The 19,817-nt window shown below is 63.4% G+C and carries 23 protein-coding genes; 15 read left to right on the forward strand and 8 right to left on the reverse strand.

Translation table 11 applies throughout. The features are described 5' to 3' along the window. Positions 1 to 228: 228 nt before the first annotated feature. Positions 229 to 687, reverse strand: a complete 459-nt coding sequence (locus P3C50_RS19975) for a TlpA disulfide reductase family protein (protein ID WP_197857969.1) — start codon at positions 685 to 687, stop codon at positions 229 to 231. Positions 688 to 735: 48 nt separating this feature from the next. On the opposite strand from P3C50_RS19975, the gene P3C50_RS19980 reads away from it, so the two are divergent. Next, on the forward strand, positions 736 to 2,142 hold the full coding sequence (locus P3C50_RS19980; protein ID WP_197857894.1) for a PilZ domain-containing protein: 1,407 nt from the start codon (positions 736 to 738) through the stop codon (positions 2,140 to 2,142). Positions 2,143 to 2,256: 114 nt separating this feature from the next. After that, on the forward strand, positions 2,257 to 2,649 hold the full coding sequence (locus P3C50_RS19985; protein ID WP_197857893.1) for a hypothetical protein: 393 nt from the start codon (positions 2,257 to 2,259) through the stop codon (positions 2,647 to 2,649). A 48-nt stretch (positions 2,650 to 2,697) separates the two neighbouring features. Here P3C50_RS19985 and P3C50_RS19990 read toward each other — a convergent pair whose 3' ends face one another. Then, the gene (locus P3C50_RS19990; RefSeq protein WP_197857892.1) at positions 2,698 to 2,898 is read right to left on the reverse strand and encodes a hypothetical protein; all 201 of its coding nucleotides are present in this window, start codon (positions 2,896 to 2,898) and stop codon (positions 2,698 to 2,700) included. Between the two features lie 215 nt (positions 2,899 to 3,113). Beyond that, the gene (locus P3C50_RS19995) at positions 3,114 to 4,331 is read right to left on the reverse strand and encodes a YihY family inner membrane protein (protein ID WP_275547292.1); all 1,218 of its coding nucleotides are present in this window, start codon (positions 4,329 to 4,331) and stop codon (positions 3,114 to 3,116) included. A 137-nt stretch (positions 4,332 to 4,468) separates the two neighbouring features. Here P3C50_RS19995 and arsC point away from each other — a divergent pair, with 137 nt between their 5' ends. Genes arsC through P3C50_RS20015 form a run of 4 tightly spaced genes read left to right on the forward strand, consistent with a single transcriptional unit; the run spans position 4,469 to position 6,505 of the window. After that, the gene (gene arsC, locus P3C50_RS20000; RefSeq protein ID WP_275547293.1) at positions 4,469 to 4,822 is read left to right on the forward strand and encodes an arsenate reductase (glutaredoxin); all 354 of its coding nucleotides are present in this window, start codon (positions 4,469 to 4,471) and stop codon (positions 4,820 to 4,822) included. Further along, positions 4,819 to 5,415 carry an NAD(P)H:quinone oxidoreductase gene (gene wrbA / locus P3C50_RS20005; RefSeq protein ID WP_275547294.1) on the forward strand — a complete coding sequence of 199 codons (597 nt, stop codon included), beginning with the start codon at positions 4,819 to 4,821 and terminating at the stop codon, positions 5,413 to 5,415. Before arsC ends, wrbA begins: the two co-directional genes overlap by 4 nt. A 2-nt stretch (positions 5,416 to 5,417) precedes the next feature. Further along, positions 5,418 to 5,828 carry a DUF2069 domain-containing protein gene (locus tag P3C50_RS20010; protein WP_013716364.1) on the forward strand — a complete coding sequence of 137 codons (411 nt, stop codon included), beginning with the start codon at positions 5,418 to 5,420 and terminating at the stop codon, positions 5,826 to 5,828. Next, positions 5,828 to 6,505 (forward strand): alpha/beta fold hydrolase, encoded by a 678-nt coding sequence (locus P3C50_RS20015; RefSeq protein ID WP_275547295.1) that lies wholly within the window; start codon positions 5,828 to 5,830, stop codon positions 6,503 to 6,505. Before P3C50_RS20010 ends, P3C50_RS20015 begins: the two co-directional genes overlap by 1 nt. 78 nt (positions 6,506 to 6,583) lie before the next feature. On the opposite strand, the gene hda is transcribed toward P3C50_RS20015, so the two are convergent. The 4 genes from hda to P3C50_RS20035 form a co-directional block, all read right to left on the reverse strand. Continuing rightward, positions 6,584 to 7,288, reverse strand: a complete 705-nt coding sequence (hda, locus tag P3C50_RS20020) for a DnaA regulatory inactivator Hda (RefSeq protein WP_275547296.1) — start codon at positions 7,286 to 7,288, stop codon at positions 6,584 to 6,586. A 183-nt stretch (positions 7,289 to 7,471) separates the two neighbouring features. Then, on the reverse strand, positions 7,472 to 8,413 hold the full coding sequence (locus tag P3C50_RS20025) for a hypothetical protein (protein ID WP_275547297.1): 942 nt from the start codon (positions 8,411 to 8,413) through the stop codon (positions 7,472 to 7,474). Positions 8,414 to 8,523: 110 nt separating this feature from the next. After that, positions 8,524 to 9,594, reverse strand: coding sequence for an AI-2E family transporter (locus P3C50_RS20030; RefSeq protein WP_275547298.1), 1,071 nt, complete (start codon positions 9,592 to 9,594; stop codon positions 8,524 to 8,526). A gap of 71 nt (positions 9,595 to 9,665) precedes the next feature. After that, entirely contained in the window at positions 9,666 to 10,709 is a 1,044-nt protein-coding gene (locus tag P3C50_RS20035; RefSeq protein WP_275547299.1) for a DUF2066 domain-containing protein, read from the reverse strand. A gap of 234 nt (positions 10,710 to 10,943) precedes the next feature. Between P3C50_RS20035 and purM the strand changes: the two genes are divergently transcribed. Genes purM through P3C50_RS20050 form a run of 3 tightly spaced genes read left to right on the forward strand, consistent with a single transcriptional unit; the run spans position 10,944 to position 13,371 of the window. Next, positions 10,944 to 12,002, forward strand: a complete 1,059-nt coding sequence (gene purM / locus P3C50_RS20040) for a phosphoribosylformylglycinamidine cyclo-ligase (protein ID WP_275547300.1) — start codon at positions 10,944 to 10,946, stop codon at positions 12,000 to 12,002. Continuing rightward, positions 12,002 to 12,646: a phosphoribosylglycinamide formyltransferase gene (gene purN, locus P3C50_RS20045; protein WP_275547301.1), complete on the forward strand. Its 645-nt coding sequence runs from the start codon at positions 12,002 to 12,004 to the stop codon at positions 12,644 to 12,646. Before purM ends, purN begins: the two co-directional genes overlap by 1 nt. 8 nt (positions 12,647 to 12,654) lie before the next feature. Then, complete coding sequence (locus P3C50_RS20050; protein WP_197857881.1) at positions 12,655 to 13,371, forward strand: DUF3108 domain-containing protein; 717 nt, start codon at positions 12,655 to 12,657, stop codon at positions 13,369 to 13,371. Between the two features lie 82 nt (positions 13,372 to 13,453). On the opposite strand, the gene P3C50_RS20055 is transcribed toward P3C50_RS20050, so the two are convergent. Continuing rightward, positions 13,454 to 14,662, reverse strand: coding sequence for an ammonium transporter (locus P3C50_RS20055; protein WP_275547302.1), 1,209 nt, complete (start codon positions 14,660 to 14,662; stop codon positions 13,454 to 13,456). Positions 14,663 to 15,032: 370 nt separating this feature from the next. Between P3C50_RS20055 and P3C50_RS20060 the strand changes: the two genes are divergently transcribed. The 6 genes from P3C50_RS20060 (at position 15,033) to P3C50_RS20085 (ending at position 19,752) form a co-directional block, all read left to right on the forward strand. Continuing rightward, the gene (locus P3C50_RS20060; RefSeq protein WP_275547303.1) at positions 15,033 to 15,350 is read left to right on the forward strand and encodes a DUF883 family protein; all 318 of its coding nucleotides are present in this window, start codon (positions 15,033 to 15,035) and stop codon (positions 15,348 to 15,350) included. A gap of 8 nt (positions 15,351 to 15,358) precedes the next feature. After that, entirely contained in the window at positions 15,359 to 15,718 is a 360-nt protein-coding gene (locus P3C50_RS20065) for a phage holin family protein (RefSeq protein WP_275547304.1), read from the forward strand. Beyond that, positions 15,715 to 16,011, forward strand: a complete 297-nt coding sequence (locus P3C50_RS20070) for a hypothetical protein (RefSeq protein WP_197857877.1) — start codon at positions 15,715 to 15,717, stop codon at positions 16,009 to 16,011. Before P3C50_RS20065 ends, P3C50_RS20070 begins: the two co-directional genes overlap by 4 nt. 96 nt (positions 16,012 to 16,107) lie before the next feature. After that, the gene (locus tag P3C50_RS20075; protein ID WP_275547305.1) at positions 16,108 to 17,271 is read left to right on the forward strand and encodes an EAL domain-containing protein; all 1,164 of its coding nucleotides are present in this window, start codon (positions 16,108 to 16,110) and stop codon (positions 17,269 to 17,271) included. 72 nt (positions 17,272 to 17,343) lie between these two features. Then, complete coding sequence (locus tag P3C50_RS20080; RefSeq protein ID WP_275547306.1) at positions 17,344 to 18,675, forward strand: deoxyguanosinetriphosphate triphosphohydrolase; 1,332 nt, start codon at positions 17,344 to 17,346, stop codon at positions 18,673 to 18,675. A 12-nt stretch (positions 18,676 to 18,687) separates the two neighbouring features. Then, positions 18,688 to 19,752 carry an FUSC family protein gene (locus P3C50_RS20085; RefSeq protein ID WP_275547307.1) on the forward strand — a complete coding sequence of 355 codons (1,065 nt, stop codon included), beginning with the start codon at positions 18,688 to 18,690 and terminating at the stop codon, positions 19,750 to 19,752. The last annotated feature ends 65 nt before the right edge of the window (positions 19,753 to 19,817 follow it).

Here is a 19,817-nt window from a genome sequence, read left to right on the forward strand (position 1 = left end):
ACTACCGCATTCGCTCGAGACGGGCCTGAATCCTAGCCCGGATGCAATCCGGGGAAGCGCGGCGCTCATTCCGGCTTGCATCCGGCTAATAGGCTGCCAAGGCAGTGCCCACCACCTGCCCGATATTTGATGGCGAGTTTGGTCAGCGCCGTGGGTGCCTGTCGGGTGCGCTGTGCACACTGCAGGCAGCGCAATGTCCGACATGGGCACGGCGCATCCCAGGCGTTTTCAATCACCGCGCAGTTGTTGCAAATGCGCCAGCAGGCCGGCTGCCGTCTGCTCGCCCACCAGGCGCTCACGCAGCTTGCCATCGGCATCGACGATGTAGGTCACCGGCAGTACATCATTGCGTGGCAGTTCGAAACGTGCGGCCGGGTCCTGCGCCAGCACGGTGAAACGGATGTCGAAGCTGTCCGCCGCACGCTTGAGGTCATCGCCCTGCAACGCATCGAAATTGACGCCGATCACCCGTGCCGACCGGTTTTTCAGCTCATCTTCCAGCGCATTGAGCTCAGGGATTTCCGTGCGGCATGGCGCGCACCATTCGGCCCAATAATTGATAACCAGCCACTGGCCATCAAGGCTGTCAGCCGTTACCTTTCGTCCATGCTGATCAGGGCCGAAATCCTCGGCGCAAGCCGCCAGCAGCAGACCGGCGCAGATTCCCAAAACAGCCTTGCCGACCATCCGGAGCCGTAAGCCCATGTACTCGATCCTCGTCCACTCGGGGTTGATATGACGCTCAATGCACTGCGCCTGGAAGTACCGGATATCCGCGAGGACAACGACGTATCGCCAGCGGAGGTAGTCCAGCGACTCGCGGCGGCCCGTCACCTGGAGCCGGAACATGGCCTGCAACAGGTGCTGGGGCTACTGTTCACGCTCAATCGCAGCGCTCTGACCTTACTGGAAAGGCAGCGTACGCTGCAAAATTTCAGTGACGAATATCGCCATTACGTTGGCCTCGCCAATCGCCAGCAGCCACCCAGCACGCTGTTCGTACGCCTGTGTGGCGAGTTGGCGATCGGTTTCAAGCGCCTGCTGCTACAGATTCTGCAAGGTCGTCAGCCGTCGCTGCCGCACCTGGCCTGGTGCCTGTACATGGCCCAGCATTTCCTCGCCCAGCAGTTGCTGCGCCACTACCAGCTCTATCAGGAGCCACCGGCGGCACTCTGGCGCGACAGCCACCTGCTGTACTGGATCGGCGAGCACCAGCAGTGCCTGGACGAGCCGGTAGCCGCCGCCTTCGAGCCGAAGCCGGCCAGCGACCTGCGCGGGCTGTACCAACAGATGCTGCTACTGGCCCTGAGCAACCCCTTTCACCTCGACGAAGGCGAATGCCTGACCCTGTTCAACGCACTCGCACCGTTGGCGTCGGTGGCCAGGCTGCAAAGCTGGGACGAGGAAGATGATGCCGAGGGTCCGCTCGTCGACCTCAGCCAGTCCAAGGCTTGCCTGGGCTTCGAACAGCCGGTGGAGGGCGAGGCGGCCAACCTGCGCCGTTTCGAACTGGGCGCACTGCTGATCGCGCTGCACGAACCGGCGCCTCTGCAAAGCGCTCAGGAGCGCCAGCTTCTCGAACGGGTACGCCAGCACTGGCTGGGTCGCCAACAACGGCGTCACCAGCGCGCCGAGCTCGAAGGCCAATGCAGCCTGGTGGTCGGCCTGGCGGCTATTCACGCGCAACTGCTGGACAAGCTGCCGCAGCGCACCGAGGCAAATTTGCTCGATGCCAGCCCCGGTGGCGCGCGCCTGCTGTGCAACGCCAATGAAGGTACACCGCTGCAGGTCGGCCAGTTGCTTCTGCTACTTACCGGCGGTACGCCGACCCTGGCATTGGTGCGCTGGCGCCATCAGGGCAGCGAGGGTCTGCACCTCGGCCTGCGCTATCTGAAGGGGTTGCCGCGGCCGGTGTGGCTGCGGCGCGCGCCCAATGCCCAAACCCATCCCGGCGTCCTGCAGAGCACCCCGGCGCCGGGTAACGGCTGGTACCACGGCCTGTGGCTGCCCAATGGCCAGTTCAGCGTCGACGAACATCTGTGGTTGCAACTGGCCAACGTTCACAACCAGGCGATCGTGCAGCTTCCCGAGAGCAACCTGCAGACATCGGCTGTCACCCGCCACCCGCTGCGTCTGGCCTGATACGCGAAACTGCGACCCCAGTCACGCGGCGCGCCTGCCGAGTGCACAGTTTCGCCAACAGGTGGCTGCTTATAATCCCGGGCACCCAAGTCTCACCCAGTCTGGAATGTCGCCATGTCCCACGTGCAAGACAAGCTGATTGGCTCCGTGCCCTCGCGCATCGTTGACGTCGCTCACCTGCTGGTCACGCCCTATGAGGGTCGCGTGGCCGAATACAACATTGCCACCTGGCTGCAATTGCCCGGGCTGGCCAACCTGCCGGTAACGCTGCTGGTGAGCTATCGCGACGGCGACAAACGCCGCGAAGTCAATGTCGACCACGGCAAGGTCAACGCCCACGGCAAGATCCTGCTCTCAGGCATCGCCCGCATGCCGGTGCGGCAGAAGATCGAAGAGATGCAGGTACGCTTGCGTTCGGCAGTACCGGCGCAAAGCCTGGTCGTCGAGGAATTTTTCGTTCAGGCGGTCGAGCTGGCCAGCAGCGCGAGTCGCCAGGCCATGGCCTGAGACAGCACGAAAAAGCAAAACCCCGCGCATCGTCGCGGGGTTTTGCTTTCAGGCGGAGGAAGCCTCCGGGCTGCGCGAGGGCAATGCTTTCGAATCGGCGGCCTCAGGCTGCGGGTCTTCACTGACCGCGTGTTCGAGCAGCGATTCCGGCCAGCGGGCGAAACGCAGCCCGGTAATGCGGTTGAGCCGCGTCAGCGCCTCTTGCGGATCGCGTCGATGAAGGTGAATCACCCTGTCTTTGCCTGTCATTACTGCATGCGTCCTTAGCGCCCCTGCCCTGCTGGCAGTTCGATGGCCATTGCTGTTGCGATTGCCAGAAGCGTGCCAGCCCCCGGCACTGCATTCATTGACGTCCAGTCTGGTGCCAGGGCCACAGCACAGCGGGGCAAGGCCGTTTACTGACGTTTTTTGTCACGTGGTATCGCGACCTCGTCGCCCCGTTCGACATTTCTTAAGAGACTCCGTCAGCCCTTTCCCGGCAGCCACTCAGCGAGACTAGTGCCAAACTGCTGCTCGCGCTGCGCCTGCACGCGCTCTAATCCTTCACGCAATGCCGGATACCAGGGCTCATCGAGCTGCGCCGGGAGTTGCGACAGGCTCGGCAACGGCCAGGGGCTGCACTCAAGCAGCTTGTAGACGGGGAATGTGTGCAAATCCCGGCACAAGACCCAGCCACCGCCACTGGCTCTGCACGCCAGGTGCTCGCGTTCGAGAAAATCCATCACCTGGCTCCACTCGTCCTCCGGCAGGCGCCAGCCGGCACGTTGCATGTCGCCGTAATGCAGGGCCTCGCCCTTCTGTTGGCGTTTCAGCAAAAGACGCAGCACCACCAGCAGGGTCAAACCTCTTGGAATGGGCTCTCGACGCCAGTCCCTGGGCTGAGACAGGCCGTACACCAACTCGGCGCCCAGCAGCACGATCAGCCAGGACAGATAGATCCACACCAGAAACAGCGGCACCGTGGCGAACGCCCCATAGATCAGGTGGTAACCGGGAAACAATCGTACGTAGAGGCCGAATAGTGCCTTGGCGACTTCGAACAGAATGGCTGTGAACAGGCCACCAAGCAGCGCGTGACGCAGCGGCACGCGGGTATTGGGGACTGCCGCGTAAAGCAAGGTGAAGGCGGCGATACTCGAAAACAACGGAGCGAACGCCAACAGCGTCTTGGCGCCAACCACGGCGTCCGGCCCGGAAATCAGCGACAGAGAGGCGATATAGGTGCTGACCGCGAACCCGGCGCCGAGCAGCAAAGGCCCGAGGCTGAGAATTGCCCAGTAAAGCAGGAAGCTGGACATGCCGCGGCGCGGCTGACGCACCCGCCAGATTACGTTGAAGGTCTTCTCGATGGTCACCAGCATGAGAAAAGCGGTAACCGCCAGCAAGCCCACGCCGAACCAGGTCAGTTGCCGCGCCTGCGTGGTGAACTCGCGCAGATATTCCTGCACCGTCTCACCGGTAGACGGTACGAAATTGTGGAAGATGAAGCCCTGGATATCCTCGCCGACGCCCTGGAACGCTGGAATCGCCGAGAGCATGGCGAAGGTCACGGTCATCATCGGCACCACGGCGAACAGCGTGGTATAGGTCAACGCCGCTGCGTTGCCCGCGCCGCGGTTTTCCACGAAGCGCTTGTAAAGACACAGCCAGAATCCCAGCCAGTCCTTGAGACGAACCTGCATGACCTCTCCTTAGCCCTCAAACCTAAAAAGACAGTGCGCCGCGTAAAAAGGTCGCAGCAAAGCGGCTCGCTGGTTTTCGTGCATCCACGCACCAGGCGGTTAGAATAGCCGCCACTTCAAGCCGGATGCGAGCCACCATGACCGACCTGACCCTTTATCACAACCCGCGCTGCTCCAAATCCCGCGGAGCGCTGGAACTGCTCGAAGCCCGCGGCCTGCAACCTGAGGTGGTGCGCTACTTGGAAACCCCACCCAGCGCCAGCGAGCTCAAGAGCCTGCTGGGCAAGCTGGGCATCACCGCCCGTGACCTGCTACGCAGCGGCGAGGACGAGTACAAGGCGCTGGGCCTGAGCGATACCAGCCTGAGCGAAGCGCAACTGATCGAAGCCATGGTCGCGCATCCCAAACTGATCGAACGCCCGATCCTGATCGCCGGCGACAAGGCCGTGATCGGTCGCCCACCGGAGAAGGTGCTGGAGCTGCTGGCATGAGTACGCCTTACATTCTGGTGCTCTACTACAGCCGCCATGGCGCCACTGCGCAGATGGCCAAGCAGGTTGCCCGCGGCGTCGAGATGGCCGGCCTGGAAGCACGTCTGCGCACGGTGCCAGCGGTTTCCAGCGAATGCGAGGCCGTCGCCCCGAGCGTGCCTGAGGACGGCGCCATGTACGCCACCCTGGACGACCTGAAGAGCTGCTCGGGCCTGGCCTTGGGCAGCCCGACCCGTTTCGGCAACATGGCCGCACCGCTCAAGTATTTCCTCGACGGCACCAGCAACCTGTGGCTCACCGGCGAGCTGGTCGGCAAGCCGGCTGGCGTGTTCACCTCTACCGCCAGCCTGCATGGCGGCCAGGAAACCACCCTGCTGTCGATGATGCTGCCACTGCTGCACCACGGCATGTTGCTCTGCGGCCTGCCCTACAGCGAATCGGCTCTACTCGAAACCCGCGGTGGCGGCACGCCCTACGGCCCCAGCCACCATGCCGGTGGCGACGGCAAACGCGCGCTCGACGAACATGAAGTCGCCCTGTGCCGCGCGCTGGGCCAACGCCTGGCGCAGATCGCCGGCAAACTGGAGCACTGATCGTGGCCCGAGCCAAAAAGCCTTTGCCCAGCCTCGAATGGCTGGAGCCACGGGTCAAACTCAGCCGAGCGCTGAGCCTGTTCAGCTTCATCGCGCTGCTGACCCTGCTGCTGGTATGGAACCTGGCCTTCGCCGACCTGCATGGTGCCCGCGTCGGCGTGGTACTGGCCATCCAGCTGCTGCCATTGGCCCTGCTGGCACCTGGCATCGCCATGGGTAATGCACGCGCTCACGCCTGGGCCTGCTTCGTGGTCAATATCTACTTCATTCAGGGTGTACTCGCCGCCATCGACCCGGCGCGCGCGCTGTTCGGCGCTCTGGAGGCGGTAATCAGCTTCGGCCTGTTCTGCTGCGCCCTGCTCTACACCCGCTGGCGCTTTCAGTACGACCGCAAGAAGGCCGGGGAAGCCTGATGCGCCTGGTGCTGCTGCCTGGCCTCAATGGCAGCAGCGCCCTTTTCTCGCCTCTGCTCGCCGAGCTTGGGGATTTCGACTGCCACACCCTCGAACTGCCCGCTCATGGACCGCAGGACTATGACAGCCTGGCGCAGCCTATAACCGAGCGACTGGGCAGCGCGCCCTTCGTGCTGCTGGGCGAATCCTTTTCCGGCCCCCTCGCGTTCAGGCTTGCCTTGCGCAATCCCTCTGGACTGCGCGGCGTGATCTTCGCCGCCTCTTTTCCGACCCGCCCCAACGCTGCCCTGGCGCTGCTCAAGCACCTGCCCATGCCCTTGCGACTCGCGACGCAGCCTTGGCTGCTACGCGCGATGTGCCTTGGCCAGGACGCGAGCGATCAGACCCGGCACCTGATACAGAAAGAAATCCTTGGCTTGGACAAGACGCTGATACGCGCTCGCCTTCACACGCTGGCGACGCTGCAAGCACCGCAACAGCAGCTCGATCTGCCCGCCCTGCATCTATGGCCGCAGCAGGATCGCCTGGTTGCACACAAGGTGGCCAGGCAGCTGGCCCATGCCTGCAGCGACATCCGCCAGATTCGCCTGGATGGTCCGCACTTCATCCTGCAGACACAGCCTAAGGTCTGCGCGAGGGCAATCGCCGAATTCATGCAGGGACTGTGCGCGAGTTGACCCGTAGCCCGAAATCCGGGAATAACGGGATTCCCGGATCGCATCCGGACTACGCGATTTGAGGCTTGCCGCTCTTGCCTACCAGCCCAGCGTTTCCTTGAGGAAGGGAATGGTCAGCTTGCGCTGCGCCTGCAGCGAGGCCTGGTCGAGACGTTCCAGCAGTTGGAACAGCGCACTCATGCTGCGCTCGCCGCGGGTGAGAATGAAACGGCCGACCTCATCGCTCATCTGCAAGCCCCGACGCGAGGCCCGCAGTTGCAGAGCGCGCAGTTTGTCCTCGTCGGACAGCTCGTGCAGCTGGAAAATCAGCGCCAGGGTCAGGCGCGATTTAAGGTCAGGCAACTGGATCGGCAACTCGCGCGGCGACATGGTGCCAGCCAGCAGCAGACGCCGGCCGCTATCGCGCAGACGATTGAACAGGTGGAACAGTCCCTCCTCCCAGTCGCTACGACCCGCCACTGCATCGAGGTCGTCGAGACAGACCAGCTCGCACAACTCCAGATTGTCGAGTAGCTCCGGGCCGTGCTGCACCACCTCACCGAGCGGCAGATAGACTACCGCCTCGCCACGCTGCTCGAAACGCAGGCAGGCCGCCTGCAGCAGATGGCTGCGTCCGACACCTTCGGCGCCCCACAGGTAGATCAGGCTCTCCGTCCAGCCGGCATCGGCCTCGCACAGACGCTCGACATAGCCCAGGGCCGCGGCGTTGGCGCCGGGGTAGTAGTTGGCGAAGGTGGCGTCATCACGCAGACGCACCCCCAGAGGCAGCTGGATAGGTTTCATGCAGGGCTCGGCGGCTCATCGGAACCGCTGTTGGACTCTCCGTAAAGGCGGGGCAGTTTATATCCTTCACCGCAGGGTGTCACTGACGCACTATTCTCGTTAATTCAATGCGTTAGCTCGTCTTGCCGGACAACGGAGCGGGCCTACGTTGCCTGCTCCCACCAATCCGTGGCCTGTCAGCGTTCAGCGGATGGCCGAGTCGACCGCAAAAACCTCTGGCGAACGGTAACGGCGTATCATCTCAGGCAGGGTCTCCCCGTCGCCGGTCTTGCGGATCAGCCAATAGTTGATCGCCGCCATGTCGGTGAGGAACTCCTTGCAACGCTTTCGTGCCTCGGCGATAGCGTCGTAGGAGAACCACAGAACCTGTGCCTCCATGCGCTCGGGGCTGCGGTAGAAGCTGCCGATCACATTGACATGAACACTCTTGAGCAGTTCTTCATGGCCGGCGAAACCACCCTGCTCGATACAGGCCCAATACAGGTCCTCTGAGCCATCGGGGATGAAGGTGTCCACCCAGAGGCGATAATCCGCATCGATGATGATCGACCTCACCATCGAGTGCAGCTGGTCCTGATCCACACTCTCGAGCGGGTTGGACTTGCAGAAAGTGGCGAGTGCGCGAACCTCCCGCAACAATGACTCGGAGCCGCCACCGATGCGGTTGTAGCCCTCCATCAGCTCATTCAGGCTGCTGCGAAACTCGGCAATCTGCGCGCTGCCGCCCTCGATGCTGTCCAGCAAGGGGTAGATCTGATAGTTGTAGGCACAGATAGAGTTGATGAAATCGCCCATGGCGCGCTTGGTGCTCGACATGGACTCGAGCAGTTCGGCGGAATGTTCAGGGTTGATCCTGAGGCTCTTCTCCAGTCGCTCCAGTCCCGCGCCGACCGAATGCTGCAAAGGGGCAGCGCGCTCGACGATCTCCTTCACGTAAATGCCCGACAACTCGCCCAGCGCAGATTGAAACTCATCGACAGTCACCGCACGAACGGATTCGTCCAGTTGACGGCGCTTGGTCTCGCGGGCTTTCAGGCGCTGGTTCACCATAAAGGTGATCGCCGAAGCCAAAATCGCCAGGCTCGTGGCCACATCCACTCCCAGCTGGACAGTCGAAAACTCCATTTTTCCTCCCTGGCAATCCGTTTATTTACATACTCAGCTTGGGTCACATCGATTCAAAGCTGGTACAGCGGTAATTCCGCGAAGCGCTTACACCCAGTGCCGTCAATCACTCAATTGACGGGTGGCGAACCACCGTACAACCCCGAGAGCCGGTACAGATCATGCGCATGGCGCAGCAACACCATGATCACCGCGGCCACCGGCAAAGCCAGCAGCACGCCGGTAAAGCCAAACAGCTGGCCGCCAGCGAGAATGGCGAAGATAACCGCGACCGGGTGCAGACCGATGCGGTCACCCACCAGCATGGGTGTCAGCACCATGCCTTCGAGCAATTGACCGATCATGAACACCACGCCGATGCCGAGCAGCGGATAGGGATCGAGGCCGAACTGGAACAGCGCCGCGCTCAATGCCGCACCGATACCGACGATGAACCCCATATAGGGCACGATACTGGCCAGGCCGGCGAGCACGCCGATCAACAGCCCAAGCTCCAACCCCACCAGCATCAGGCCAACGGAATAAATCACGCTCAGCGCCAGCATCACCAGCAACTGGCCGCGCAGGAAGGCGCCGAGCACCTCATGGCATTCGCCGGCCAGCTTGACTACCAATCCCTCGCGTTGACGCGGCAGTAAACCTCGCACGCGTTCGACCAGCACATCCCAGTCACGCATCAGGTAGAAGCTCACCACCGGGATCAACAGCAGATTGCCCAGCCAGGCCAGCAGCGCCAGCCCCGAAGACGTGGCCTGGGCCAGCACCACCTTGAGCACGTCGGTGGTCTTGCCGATGTTGTCAGCGAATACCTGCTTGAGTTGCTCGAGCTGCAACAGGTCATCCTGCAATCCGAGGTGCGATTGCGACCAGGGCAAGGCGGTGCCCTGCAGCCAGTCGAGCATCTCCGGCGCCAGCTGATACAGGCGCACCAACTGCCGCCCGAGCATGGGCACCAGCACTAGCAGAAGAATCAGCAACAGCAGCGCGAACAGGGTGAACACCACGATCACGCCGCCGGTGCGCGACAGGCGATGCCGCTCGAGACGGTCGACCAGCGGATCACCCAGGTAGGCCAGCAGGATGCCCACCAGAAACGGGGAAAGAATCGGGTGCAGCAGATACAGGAGCCAGCCGAGCAGAAACAGCCCAGCCATCCATAGCCAGCGGGTGGAATCGGTCATGCTCGCGTCCTCGATGCGAAACGGCGCCCGAAAGGCGCCGTGAAACAGGGCTGTGACTAGCGGTGGAAATTCTACCAGCGAAAGCGCAGCTGATCGGTGCGCGGTTTCACCTGAGGGGCCTCTTCTGCGGGGCTCTGCTGCGGCCCCTGGACCGGCTCAGCGGCATCGAGCGGTTCGCTGACTTCCTGCAGTTGCCCCAGTGCCAGCTGCGCGCGCAACTGCTCCGGACTGGCGCTGACCTGATAAACCAGGCGCTGCCCATCGATTTCCTGTAGACGCGCGGCGAACGGCTCGAGGAGGCGCTCCAGCGCAGCAAAACGGCCCAGATCAGCGCCTTCGATCACCAGCGTCAGGCTTTGCGCCGCGCCAGGCTTGACGACAAAACGCGGGGCCAGACGCTCGGCCACCGCCAGCATCACCGCATCGGCCAGCGCGGCCTGATCGGCGGCCTCGGCCTTGCCCTGCTCACGTTCGTCTCCCAGCCACAGGCGCCAGGTCGCCTGCCAGTTGCCGCCGCTTTCGGCCGCCTGTACCGCCAGCAAAGCGTCGGCGCCATAGCGCTCGGACGCTTCGCGCAGCGCCTGCGGATCATTGGCCAGCAAGGCATCGGCACTGCCCAGCGCCTGCTCGCTCAGATCCGCCAGCGGCAAACGCAGTGGCAGGCCACGATGTTGCGCGGCATCGCGCAGCAGTGCTGATGCACCCTGGCTCTCGCCGACCAGTTGACTGCCTTCCGGCGACTCGTTGAGCCACCAGGCGAGAATGGCCGGACGGTTGGCCCCCCACAGGGCCAGCCCCGCCTGGCGTAATTGCCGGTCAGTGCTGGCTGGATCGAACTCAACCAGCAGTGCGTCGCCTTCGTAACCGTACTGGCTGACGATTTGCTGGGGGTCCTTGCGCAGCCCTTCCAGCGCCGAGTTCTGCAGCGCCTTGGCATCGCCGGTCAGGCGCAGCACCAGGGTCTGCAGGGCTTTCTGCATCGCCGCGTCACGGCTTTCCGGTTGCTGGTCCGCTACGGGTTCACGCACCTGATACAGGCCGGCAACCGGCGCGGCCAATGCCGGCAGGCTCAGGAGCGACACAAGGAAGAACATCAGGCGGACAGACAAACGCATGGGGCGGCTCTCGCGAAGGGATAATGGCGTGCGCAAAGGCCTATACCTTAAACAGCCGCCTCTGCCCCGGCAACCAGAGCCATTGCCTGCGACGAAGCGCATCCACGCGAGTGGCCGCTACCGGGCAAGCCTGATAAAATCGCGCGCCTTCGCCAGCCGGTACGCGCACCGGGCTCCTGAGAGCCTGCGCCACGTCGGCGCCTACACGAACTCCCCATCCAAAGGCCCGGATCTATGAGCAAGCAACCCTCCATCAGCTACAAGGACGCAGGCGTCGACATCGATGCCGGTGAAGCCCTGGTCGAGCGCATCAAAGGCGTCGCCAAGCGCACTGCCCGTCCGGAAGTCATGGGTGGCCTGGGCGGCTTCGGCGCCCTGTGCGAGATCCCGGCTGGCTACAAGCAGCCGGTGCTGGTGTCCGGCACCGATGGCGTCGGCACCAAACTGCGCCTGGCGCTGAACCTGAACAAGCACGACAGCATCGGCCAGGACCTGGTCGCCATGTGCGTCAACGACCTGGTGGTCTGCGGCGCCGAGCCGCTGTTCTTCCTTGACTACTACGCCACCGGCAAACTCAACGTCGACGTGGCTGCCACCGTGGTCACCGGCATCGGCGCCGGTTGCGAGCTGGCCGGCTGCTCCCTGGTCGGTGGTGAAACCGCCGAAATGCCGGGCATGTACGAAGGCGAAGACTACGACCTGGCCGGCTTCTGCGTCGGCGTGGTGGAAAAGAGCGAAATCATCGACGGCTCCAAGGTCGTCACCGGCGACGCGCTGATCGCCCTGCCCTCCTCCGGCCCGCACTCCAATGGCTACTCGCTGATTCGCAAGATCATCGAAGTCTCCGGTGCCGACATCGAGCAGGTGCAACTGGGCGGCAAGGCGCTGACCGACCTGCTGATGGCGCCGACCCGCATCTACGTCAAGCCGCTGCTCAAGCTGATCAAGGACACCGGCGCGGTCAAGGCCATGGCCCACATCACCGGCGGCGGCCTGCTGGACAACATCCCGCGCGTACTGCCGCAAGGCGCCCAGGCGGTGATCGACGTAGCCAGCTGGAATCGCCCGGCCGTGTTCGACTGGCTGCAGGAACAAGGCAACGTCGACGAGCACGAAATGCACCGCGTGCTGAACTGCGGCGTCGGCATGGTCATCTGCGTCGCCCAGGATCAGGTCGAGGCAGCCCTGGCCAGCCTGCGCGCCAGCGGCGAGCAGCCCTGGGTCATCGGTCAGATCACCGAAGCGGCCGAAGGCGCGGCTCAGGTTCAGTTGAACAACCTGAAAGCCCACTGATGCCCTGCAATGTCGTCGTCCTGATCTCCGGGTCAGGCAGCAACCTGCAAGCGCTGATCGACAGCCTCGGCCACGACGGCAATCCGGCTCGCATCGCCGCGGTCATCTCCAACCGCGCCGATGCCTATGGTCTGCAACGGGCGCAACGGGCCGGCATCGCTACCGAACTGCTTGACCACAAGCAGTTCGACGGCCGCGAAGCCTTCGATGCGGCCCTGATCCTGGCCATCGATGCCCATCAGCCCGATCTGGTGGTGCTGGCCGGCTTCATGCGCATTCTTACGCCGGGCTTCGTTCAGCACTATGCTGGGCGCCTGCTGAACATCCACCCCTCGCTGCTGCCCAGGCACAAGGGGCTGCATACGCACCAGCGAGCGCTGGAGGCTGGCGACAGCGAGCACGGCTGCAGCGTGCACTTCGTCACCGAGGAACTCGATGGTGGCCCTCTGGTCGTACAAGCTGTGCTGCCAGTGACGGCAGACGACACGGCCGAAAGCCTGGCCAGTCGCGTGCATCAGCAGGAACACCAGATCTATCCCCTGGCCGTACGCTGGTTTGCCGAAGGCCGCTTGCGTCTCGGCGTCCGAGGCGCAATGCTGGATGGCCAGCCGCTACCCGCCAGCGGCCACCTGATTCGAACCTAGGAGACTCTATGCGTCGTGCCCTGCTGTTCGCCATGACACTGTTCGCCCTGCCAGCCCTCGCCGAGGACCTGCAGCCTTTCTCCGCCAGCTATACCGCCGACTGGAAGCAGCTGCCGGTAAGCGGCAGCGCCGAGCGCAGCCTCAAGCACGAGGACGACGGTCGCTGGACACTCAATTTCGAGGCCTCGATGCTGGTCGCCGGCCTGACCGAAGAAAGCACCTTCCGCGTCGACAACGGAGCCCTGCTACCGCTGACCTATCGCCTCAACCGCAGCGGCCTGGGCAAGGGCAAGAAGGTCGAGCAGGACTTCGACTGGGAGCAGAAGCAGGTTATCGGCAACGACCGTGGCGATGCCGTAACCTTTCCCCTCAACCGCGGCCTGCTGGACAAATCGACCTACCAGATCGCCCTGCAGCAGGACGTTGCAGCCGGCAAGAAGAGCGTGAGCTACCAGGTGGTCGATGGTGATGAAATCGAAACCTACGACTTCCGTGTGCTGGGCGAGGAAGTGGTACGCACCAAGGCCGGCCTGATCGATTCGATCAAGGTCGAGCGTGTGCGTGACCCCACGCAGAGCACCCGCAAGACCGTACTGTGGTTCGCCAAGGATTGGGGCCACCTGCTGGTGCGCCTGCATCAGGTGGAAACCGACGGCAAGGAATACCAGATCATGCTCAAGGAAGGCACAGTCGCCGGTAAGGCAGTGGAAGGCCGCCGCGACTGATTGGCGCACGAACAAAAAACCGGGCAAATGCCCGGTTTTTTATTGGCCATCAAGGCGCTGATCGGGCAGCGCCCGATAAGTATCAGTCCTGACTCATCGCACCAATCCTGTGAATCGACAGGTCGGCGCCGTTGTACTCCTCTTCCTGACTCAGGCGAATGCCCAGGGAAGTCTTGAGCAGGCCATACACCGCAAAGCCGCCGACCAACGCGATCACCACACCCAGCGCCGTGCCGATCATCTGGCTGGCCAGGCTCACGCCACCCAGGCCGCCAAAGGCTTCGAGCCCGAAAATGCCGCAGGCGATACCGCCCCAGACGCCGCATAGGCCATGCAATGGCCACACGCCGAGCACGTCGTCGATCTTCCACTTCACCTGAGTCGCGGTAAAGGCCCAGACGAACAGCGCACCGGCGATAGCGCCCGTGGCCAGTGCGCCGATCGGGTGCATCAGATCCGAACCGGCGCAGATCGCCACCAGGCCGGCGAGCGGGCCGTTGTGCAGGAAGCCAGGGTCGTTACGACCGACCGCCAGCGCCGCGACGGTACCGCCGACCATGGCCATCAGCGAGTTGACGGCCACCAGGCCGCTGACGCCTTCGAGCGTCTGCGCGCTCATCACGTTGAAGCCGAACCATCCGATGATCAGGATCCATGATCCCAGCGCCAGAAATGGAATGTTCGACGGTGCCATGGCCACCAGCTTGCCGTCGCGGTAACGACCATTGCGGCGACCGAGCAGCAGCACCGCACCGAACGCCAGCCAGCCGCCCATGGCATGCACCACCACCGACCCGGCGAAGTCATGGAAGCCTGCACCGAAGCGCGTTCCGAGCCAGGCCTGCACACCGTAGTTGGCGTTCCAGATCATGCCCTCGAAGAAGGGATAGACGAAGGCCACGATCAACACCGTGGCGCATAGCTGCGGGCCGAACTTGGCGCGCTCGGCAATGCCACCGGAGATGATCGCCGGAATCGCGGCGGCGAAGGTCAGCAGAAAGAAAAACTTCACCAGGCCATAGCCATGGTGTTCGGTCAGCACAGCGGCCGGCTCAAGGAAGTGGATGCCATAGGCGACCCAGTAACCGATGAAGAAGTACGCCAGCGTGGAAATGGCGAAGTCCGAAAGAATCTTCGACAGCGCATTGACCTGGTTCTTCTGCCGTACCGTACCTACTTCGAGGAAGGCGAAACCGGCATGCATGGCCAGGACCATGATCGCACCCAGCAGGATGAACAGAGTATTGGAGCCGTGAATCAGCGTGGCCACGGCACTATTGATGTTTTCCATCGAAGAATGAAAACTCCGGAGGCAGAGGAAAAGGCACCAAACCAAGGCATCTCTCGAAAATTCGCACCACAATGCAGCCAGACTGCAGGGTACGCCCCCGAAGAGTGCCGACAGGCGGCCCTGAAATGGCGCCACCGAAATCGACTGATCGATGCTTATTTCTTTTTAATCAAGTGGTTATGCGCGAAACAGACCATCCTGAGCCAAACCCGAAAGGCCCCATTGCAGGGCATCGCTGGCTTTCGCGCACCAGCAAAATGCAATCGCCATACCAAACGCCAAACCGGTCACTCTGCGACTATTCTTGTGGAACCCTGGCGCCGCCGAGCACTCGTAAACCATACATACCCAATGCAGAGGACTGCTCGCCATGCCAAACAAAGCCGCTATTTCAAGCACCAAGGACGCCCTGCTGGATGAATTCCAGGCTCTGGTCAGCGACACCGAGAAGCTCCTGCAACATTCCGCCAGCCTCGCCGGTGAACAGGCCGAAGCCCTGCGCGACGATATTCGCAGCAGCCTGGGCCGCGCCCGGGAAACCCTGCATGATGCCGAGGCCAGCCTGCGTCAGCAGGGCAAGGTCGCCGTCGACGCCACCGAAGAGTACGTCCACAAGCATCCGTGGCAGGCCGTCGGCGTAGCAGCCGCTGTCGGCCTGGTGCTCGGCCTTACGATGAGCCGTCGTTGACAGCGCCCATGTCCAAGGACTCTTCAGCCCGTCGTCTAGGGGCAGCGCTGCTCGGCCTGTTGCAAGGCCACATCGCGCTGATCGCCCATGAACTGGAGGACCAGCGCAACCAGGCACTGCGTGCGCTGCTGCTCGGGGGCCTGTGCTTCAGTTTTGCTCTGCTTCTGTTGTTCGGTTTGTCCGTTCTGTTGTTGGTCATCTTCTGGGACAGCCACCGCCTGGCAGTGGCCATCGGGTTGTGTGTGTTCCATGGAGCGGGCCTGCTAGCCTGCGGTACCTGGCTGGTGCAGAGCTTGCGGAACGCTGAAGCGCCTTTCAGCGCGACGCTGGAAGAATTGCAACGAGATAAGGAGCAACTGTTGCCATGACCACTCCAACCATGCCCCCAGGCGCGTCACCGCGCGAGATGCGCAAGGCCGTGCTGCGTATGCGCCTGGAAATGCGCCGCCAGGAGGTTCGCCATGAAGCGTTGCAGCTCACCAGCCCGCTACGCCAGGCTCGTGACTACGGACAACGCTTGCGCCAGGGTACTGCACCATTCTGGCTCGCAGGTGGAGCAGCGACGCTGACCGCGTTGCTGGTTCGCAAGCGGGGCATGCGTAGCTTGTTGCGCCTGGCGCTGCTGGTCATTCCGTTGCTTCGGCACCGTCCCATGAGGTAGCAAATACGGCCACCCTTGCGAGGAGTGGCCGTAATCTTGCTTGGTCGAGCAGTCTGCCGCTTCATGCGGCCAACTGCTCGCAGCTAAGGACATTCAGTGCTCGACGGACAGCCATTCGCCGTCTTCCAACCCTTCATCGACACGGCCACTGGCCGCATAGCTGGCGTTGAAGCGCTGGCCCGGCTGCGCGATGGCAGTGGTCAGGAGCGTTCAGCTGGCCACCTCTTCGCTGATCCGAAAACGCCCACCGCAGCCCTGCGGCGCCTGGACCGCCAAGTCCGTGAAGATGCGCTGCGGCGCTTTGGCGAAGCCCCCAGCGACTGGTTTCTCAGCCTGAACATTTCGCCGCGCTGGATCAGCCTGTTGCGCCCCGCCCAACCCCTTCCCAGTCTGATTCAACTCCAGCGCAGCTGTATCGACCCCGCGCGCATCGTCTTCGAAATAACCGAACTGGGTGGCGCCCGACAGCGGCTGCCCGACGTGGTCGCGCGCTACCGTGAAGCCGGCGCGCGTATCGCCATCGACGACTTCGGTGCCGGCTACTCGCAGCTCGACCGCGTGCTGGCCTTGCAGCCGGACATCCTCAAGCTGGACATGCGCCTGTTTCAGGAAGCGGCGCGTGGCGGCCCCAGCGGCGAGGTGGTCAAGGCCCTGGCGCAGATGGCGGAGAAAACCGGCTGCTGGATCATCGCCGAAGGGGTGGAGACCGAAGCCGAACTGAACTTCGCCCTGGAGTGCGGCGCACGCTATGTGCAGGGTTTTCTCTTCGCCAAGCCCGAGCGGGAGCTGTTCGCCAGCGATGCCTTCGTCGGCCGTTTCGCACGTTTGCGCGACAGCTACGTGCAGCAGAAACTTGCCGAGCGTGCGCGTCTGCTCAACCTGCGCCAGCAGTTGACCGAACTGATGGCCGAGCTGCGGGCCTGGGCCGAAAGCGGTGCTGCGGCGAGCAGCCTGCGCGCACCGAATAACTATCCCTGGCTGCTGCGCACCTATCAGTGCGACCGCCATGGCACCCAGCTGACGCCGAACCTGGAATGGCGCCAGCACGCCTGGCAGGCAGATGACCGCTACCTCGGCCACAACTGGTCGTGGCGCCCCTACTTCTATCAACTGCTGGCCGAAGGCTGGGAGGAACGGCGCCTGACCCTGTCCACCACCTACCGCGACGCCACCACCAACCAGTACTGCCTGACGGCTGGCCAGTTCATCGACAACGGTCGTCGCCTGCTGTTGGTGGACATCGACGCCGCCGGCCTGTAGCCAACCCGGGGTTGCAGGCAGCGGCACGAACAACCAAGCTAGGGGCCCGGATCAACCTGGCGAGGATCGGCCTTGGATTGGCACACCCTGCTCACCCGCGAACGTCTCGGCAAACCCGCGCCCGGCTCGGCAGAGCTCGGACGCAGCCCCTTTCACAAGGATCATGACCGCATCATCTTCTCCGGTGCCTTCCGCCGCCTGGGGCGCAAGACGCAGGTGCATCCGGTTTCCAGCAACGACCATATCCATACCCGCCTGACCCACTCGCTGGAAGTCAGCTGTGTCGGCCGCTCCCTGGCCATGCGCGTCGGCGAGATGCTGCGTGACGAACTGCCCCAGTGGTGCACGCCCAGCGATCTGGGCATGGTCGTGCAGTCGGCCTGTCTGGCTCACGACATCGGCAACCCACCGTTCGGCCATTCCGGCGAAGACGCCATCCGCCACTGGTTTCAGCAGGCCGCCGGGCGTGGCTGGCTGGATGCGATGAGCGATGCCGAGCGCTGCGACTTTCTCAATTTCGAAGGCAACGCCCAGGGCTTTCGCGTGCTCACCCAGCTCGAATACCACCAGTTCGACGGCGGCACACGGCTGACCTACGCGACCCTCGGCACCTACCTCAAGTACCCCTGGACGGCGCGCCATGCCGACGCCCAGGGCTACAAGAAACACAAGTTCGGCTGCTACCAGAGCGAGTTGCCGCTGCTCGAACAGATCGCCGCCAAGCTCGAATTGCCGCAGCTCGAGGCCCAACGCTGGGCGCGCCACCCACTGGTCTATCTGATGGAGGCGGCGGACGACATCTGCTACGGCCTGATCGACCTGGAAGACGGCGTGGAGATGGAGCTGCTCGATTACACCGAAGTCGAGGCGCTGCTGCTGGACCTGGTCGGCGATGATCTGCCGGAAACCTATCGCCAGCTCGGCCCCCGGGACTCGCGCCGGCGCAAACTGGCGATCCTGCGCGGCAAGGCCATCGAGCACCTGACCAACGCCGCCGCCAGCGCCTTCGTCGAGCAGCAGCAGGCAATGCTCAACGGCAGCCTGCAGGGCGATCTGGTCGAACACATGCACGGCGCGGCCAAGCGCTGCGTGCAGAGCGCGAAGTCACTGGCCCGGGAGAAGATTTTCCACGACAAGCGCAAGACGCTGCACGAGATCGGCGCCTACACCACGCTGGAAATCCTCCTCAATGCCTTCTGCGGCGCGGCGCTGGAACAGCACAGCGGACGCGCGCTGTCATTCAAGCATCGGCGCATCCTCGACCTGCTCAGCTATTACGCGCCTGAACCGGGCTGGCCGCTGTATCGCTCGTTCATGCGGGTGATCGACTTCATCGCCGGCATGACAGACAGCTACGCTACGGAAATGGCCAGGGAGATGACCGGCCGTTCGAGCCCGGTCTGACGAAAAGCGCACATGAAGAACCTGATTCGCAACAGCTTCACCTGGCATGCCGGCCCACCGGCCTGGGGCCCGGCCGTGGTGGCCGGGCTGGGCTGTGCACTGCCGCTACTGCTCGGTCTGTTCACTGCTCATAGCGGGTTTCTCTGGGCCTCGGCCGGCGCCTTGCAGGCCGCGCAGGCCAATCCGCTGCACCGCTTCGGCATGTTGCGCATGCTGCTGCTCACCGGGCTTGGTGCCTGCAGCGCGGGCCTGGGTTTCTGGGCCGGTAGTCACCCGCTGGTCAGCGTGGGCATTTTCGCCGCCTTCGGCCTGCTGCTGGCCTGGCTGCAGCGCTTCGGCAGCGAGGCCGGCAAGCTGGGTATCGGCCTGTGCATCTGTGTCTGCCTCGGCCAAGGGCAGTTCGGCATCGGCAATCTGCATAATCCCTACGCGGTGGCCATGCTGTTCACCCTCGGCGGGTTGTGGGTGATGTTGCTGGCCTTCGGCCTGCGCGGCCTCCATGGCCTGCGCATGTGGCCGTACATGCCGCGTTTTCTCGCCGTTCTCAAGGTACTCAAGCGCCACGCGCAGCGCCTGCCACGCCAGCAATGGCGCCTGCATGCGCTGGCCTGCATGCTGGCTTTCGCCGCCTCCGGGCTGATCGTCAACCTGGCCGGCCTGTCGCGTGGTTACTGGCTGACGCTGACCGTCATCAGCACGCTGCAGCTGGAGTTCCAGGGCAGCCTGGTACGCGCGCTGCAGGCCAGCCTGGCCAGTCTCGCCGCCGCCGGCCTGCTGATCCTCTTCGGTCACAGTCTGCAAAGCCCGCCAATGATGGTGATGACGCTGCTGGTACTGGTCATCCTCAGCCGCGCGTTGCAGGCCAATCACTACGGTTTGTTCGTGCTGCAGACCAGCCTGTGCTTCGTGCTCCTGGCGGAAAGCCTGTCGCAGGACTGGCACCTGGCCGAGGTGCGCCTGCTCAACGCGCTGATCGGTGTCGCCCTGACTCTGACCGTGGCCCTTCTGGTGCATGGCCTGCGCCTGCAACTGAACAAAACGGGCAAGAGCGAGGACGCCTCACAACAGCCCTTATAACGTTTAGGCAGATTCGTTCACTCTTCACTATGCTGTGGAAGCCTGCAGCGCCCGCAAGGAGTGAA

It is taken from the genome of Pseudomonas sp. Marseille-Q0931 (assembly GCF_940789645.1).
GTDB lineage: Bacteria > Pseudomonadota > Gammaproteobacteria > Pseudomonadales > Pseudomonadaceae > Aquipseudomonas.

Bases quoted from the DNA above. Each gene is read 5' to 3' on its own strand.
- P3C50_RS20050 (WP_197857881.1), top strand. From the start codon at position 12,655: ATGCGTCGTGCCCTGCTGTTCGCCATGACACTGTTCGCCCTGCCAGCC.
- P3C50_RS20030 (WP_275547298.1), bottom strand. From the start codon at position 9,594: ATGACCGATTCCACCCGCTGGCTATGGATGGCTGGGCTGTTTCTGCTC.
- P3C50_RS19995 (WP_275547292.1), bottom strand. From the start codon at position 4,331: ATGCAGGTTCGTCTCAAGGACTGGCTGGGATTCTGGCTGTGTCTTTAC.
- P3C50_RS20085 (WP_275547307.1), top strand. From the start codon at position 18,688: ATGAAGAACCTGATTCGCAACAGCTTCACCTGGCATGCCGGCCCACCG.
- P3C50_RS19975 (WP_197857969.1), bottom strand. From the start codon at position 687: ATGGTCGGCAAGGCTGTTTTGGGAATCTGCGCCGGTCTGCTGCTGGCG.
- P3C50_RS19990 (WP_197857892.1), bottom strand. From the start codon at position 2,898: ATGACAGGCAAAGACAGGGTGATTCACCTTCATCGACGCGATCCGCAA.
- P3C50_RS20060 (WP_275547303.1), top strand. From the start codon at position 15,033: ATGCCAAACAAAGCCGCTATTTCAAGCACCAAGGACGCCCTGCTGGAT.
- P3C50_RS20065 (WP_275547304.1), top strand. From the start codon at position 15,359: ATGTCCAAGGACTCTTCAGCCCGTCGTCTAGGGGCAGCGCTGCTCGGC.
- P3C50_RS19985 (WP_197857893.1), top strand. From the start codon at position 2,257: ATGTCCCACGTGCAAGACAAGCTGATTGGCTCCGTGCCCTCGCGCATC.
- wrbA (WP_275547294.1), top strand. From the start codon at position 4,819: ATGAGTACGCCTTACATTCTGGTGCTCTACTACAGCCGCCATGGCGCC.
- P3C50_RS20015 (WP_275547295.1), top strand. From the start codon at position 5,828: ATGCGCCTGGTGCTGCTGCCTGGCCTCAATGGCAGCAGCGCCCTTTTC.
- P3C50_RS20055 (WP_275547302.1), bottom strand. From the start codon at position 14,662: ATGGAAAACATCAATAGTGCCGTGGCCACGCTGATTCACGGCTCCAAT.
- purM (WP_275547300.1), top strand. From the start codon at position 10,944: ATGAGCAAGCAACCCTCCATCAGCTACAAGGACGCAGGCGTCGACATC.
- P3C50_RS20070 (WP_197857877.1), top strand. From the start codon at position 15,715: ATGACCACTCCAACCATGCCCCCAGGCGCGTCACCGCGCGAGATGCGC.
- P3C50_RS20035 (WP_275547299.1), bottom strand. From the start codon at position 10,709: ATGCGTTTGTCTGTCCGCCTGATGTTCTTCCTTGTGTCGCTCCTGAGC.
- P3C50_RS19980 (WP_197857894.1), top strand. From the start codon at position 736: ATGACGCTCAATGCACTGCGCCTGGAAGTACCGGATATCCGCGAGGAC.
- P3C50_RS20025 (WP_275547297.1), bottom strand. From the start codon at position 8,413: ATGGAGTTTTCGACTGTCCAGCTGGGAGTGGATGTGGCCACGAGCCTG.
- arsC (WP_275547293.1), top strand. From the start codon at position 4,469: ATGACCGACCTGACCCTTTATCACAACCCGCGCTGCTCCAAATCCCGC.
- hda (WP_275547296.1), bottom strand. From the start codon at position 7,288: ATGAAACCTATCCAGCTGCCTCTGGGGGTGCGTCTGCGTGATGACGCC.
- purN (WP_275547301.1), top strand. From the start codon at position 12,002: ATGCCCTGCAATGTCGTCGTCCTGATCTCCGGGTCAGGCAGCAACCTG.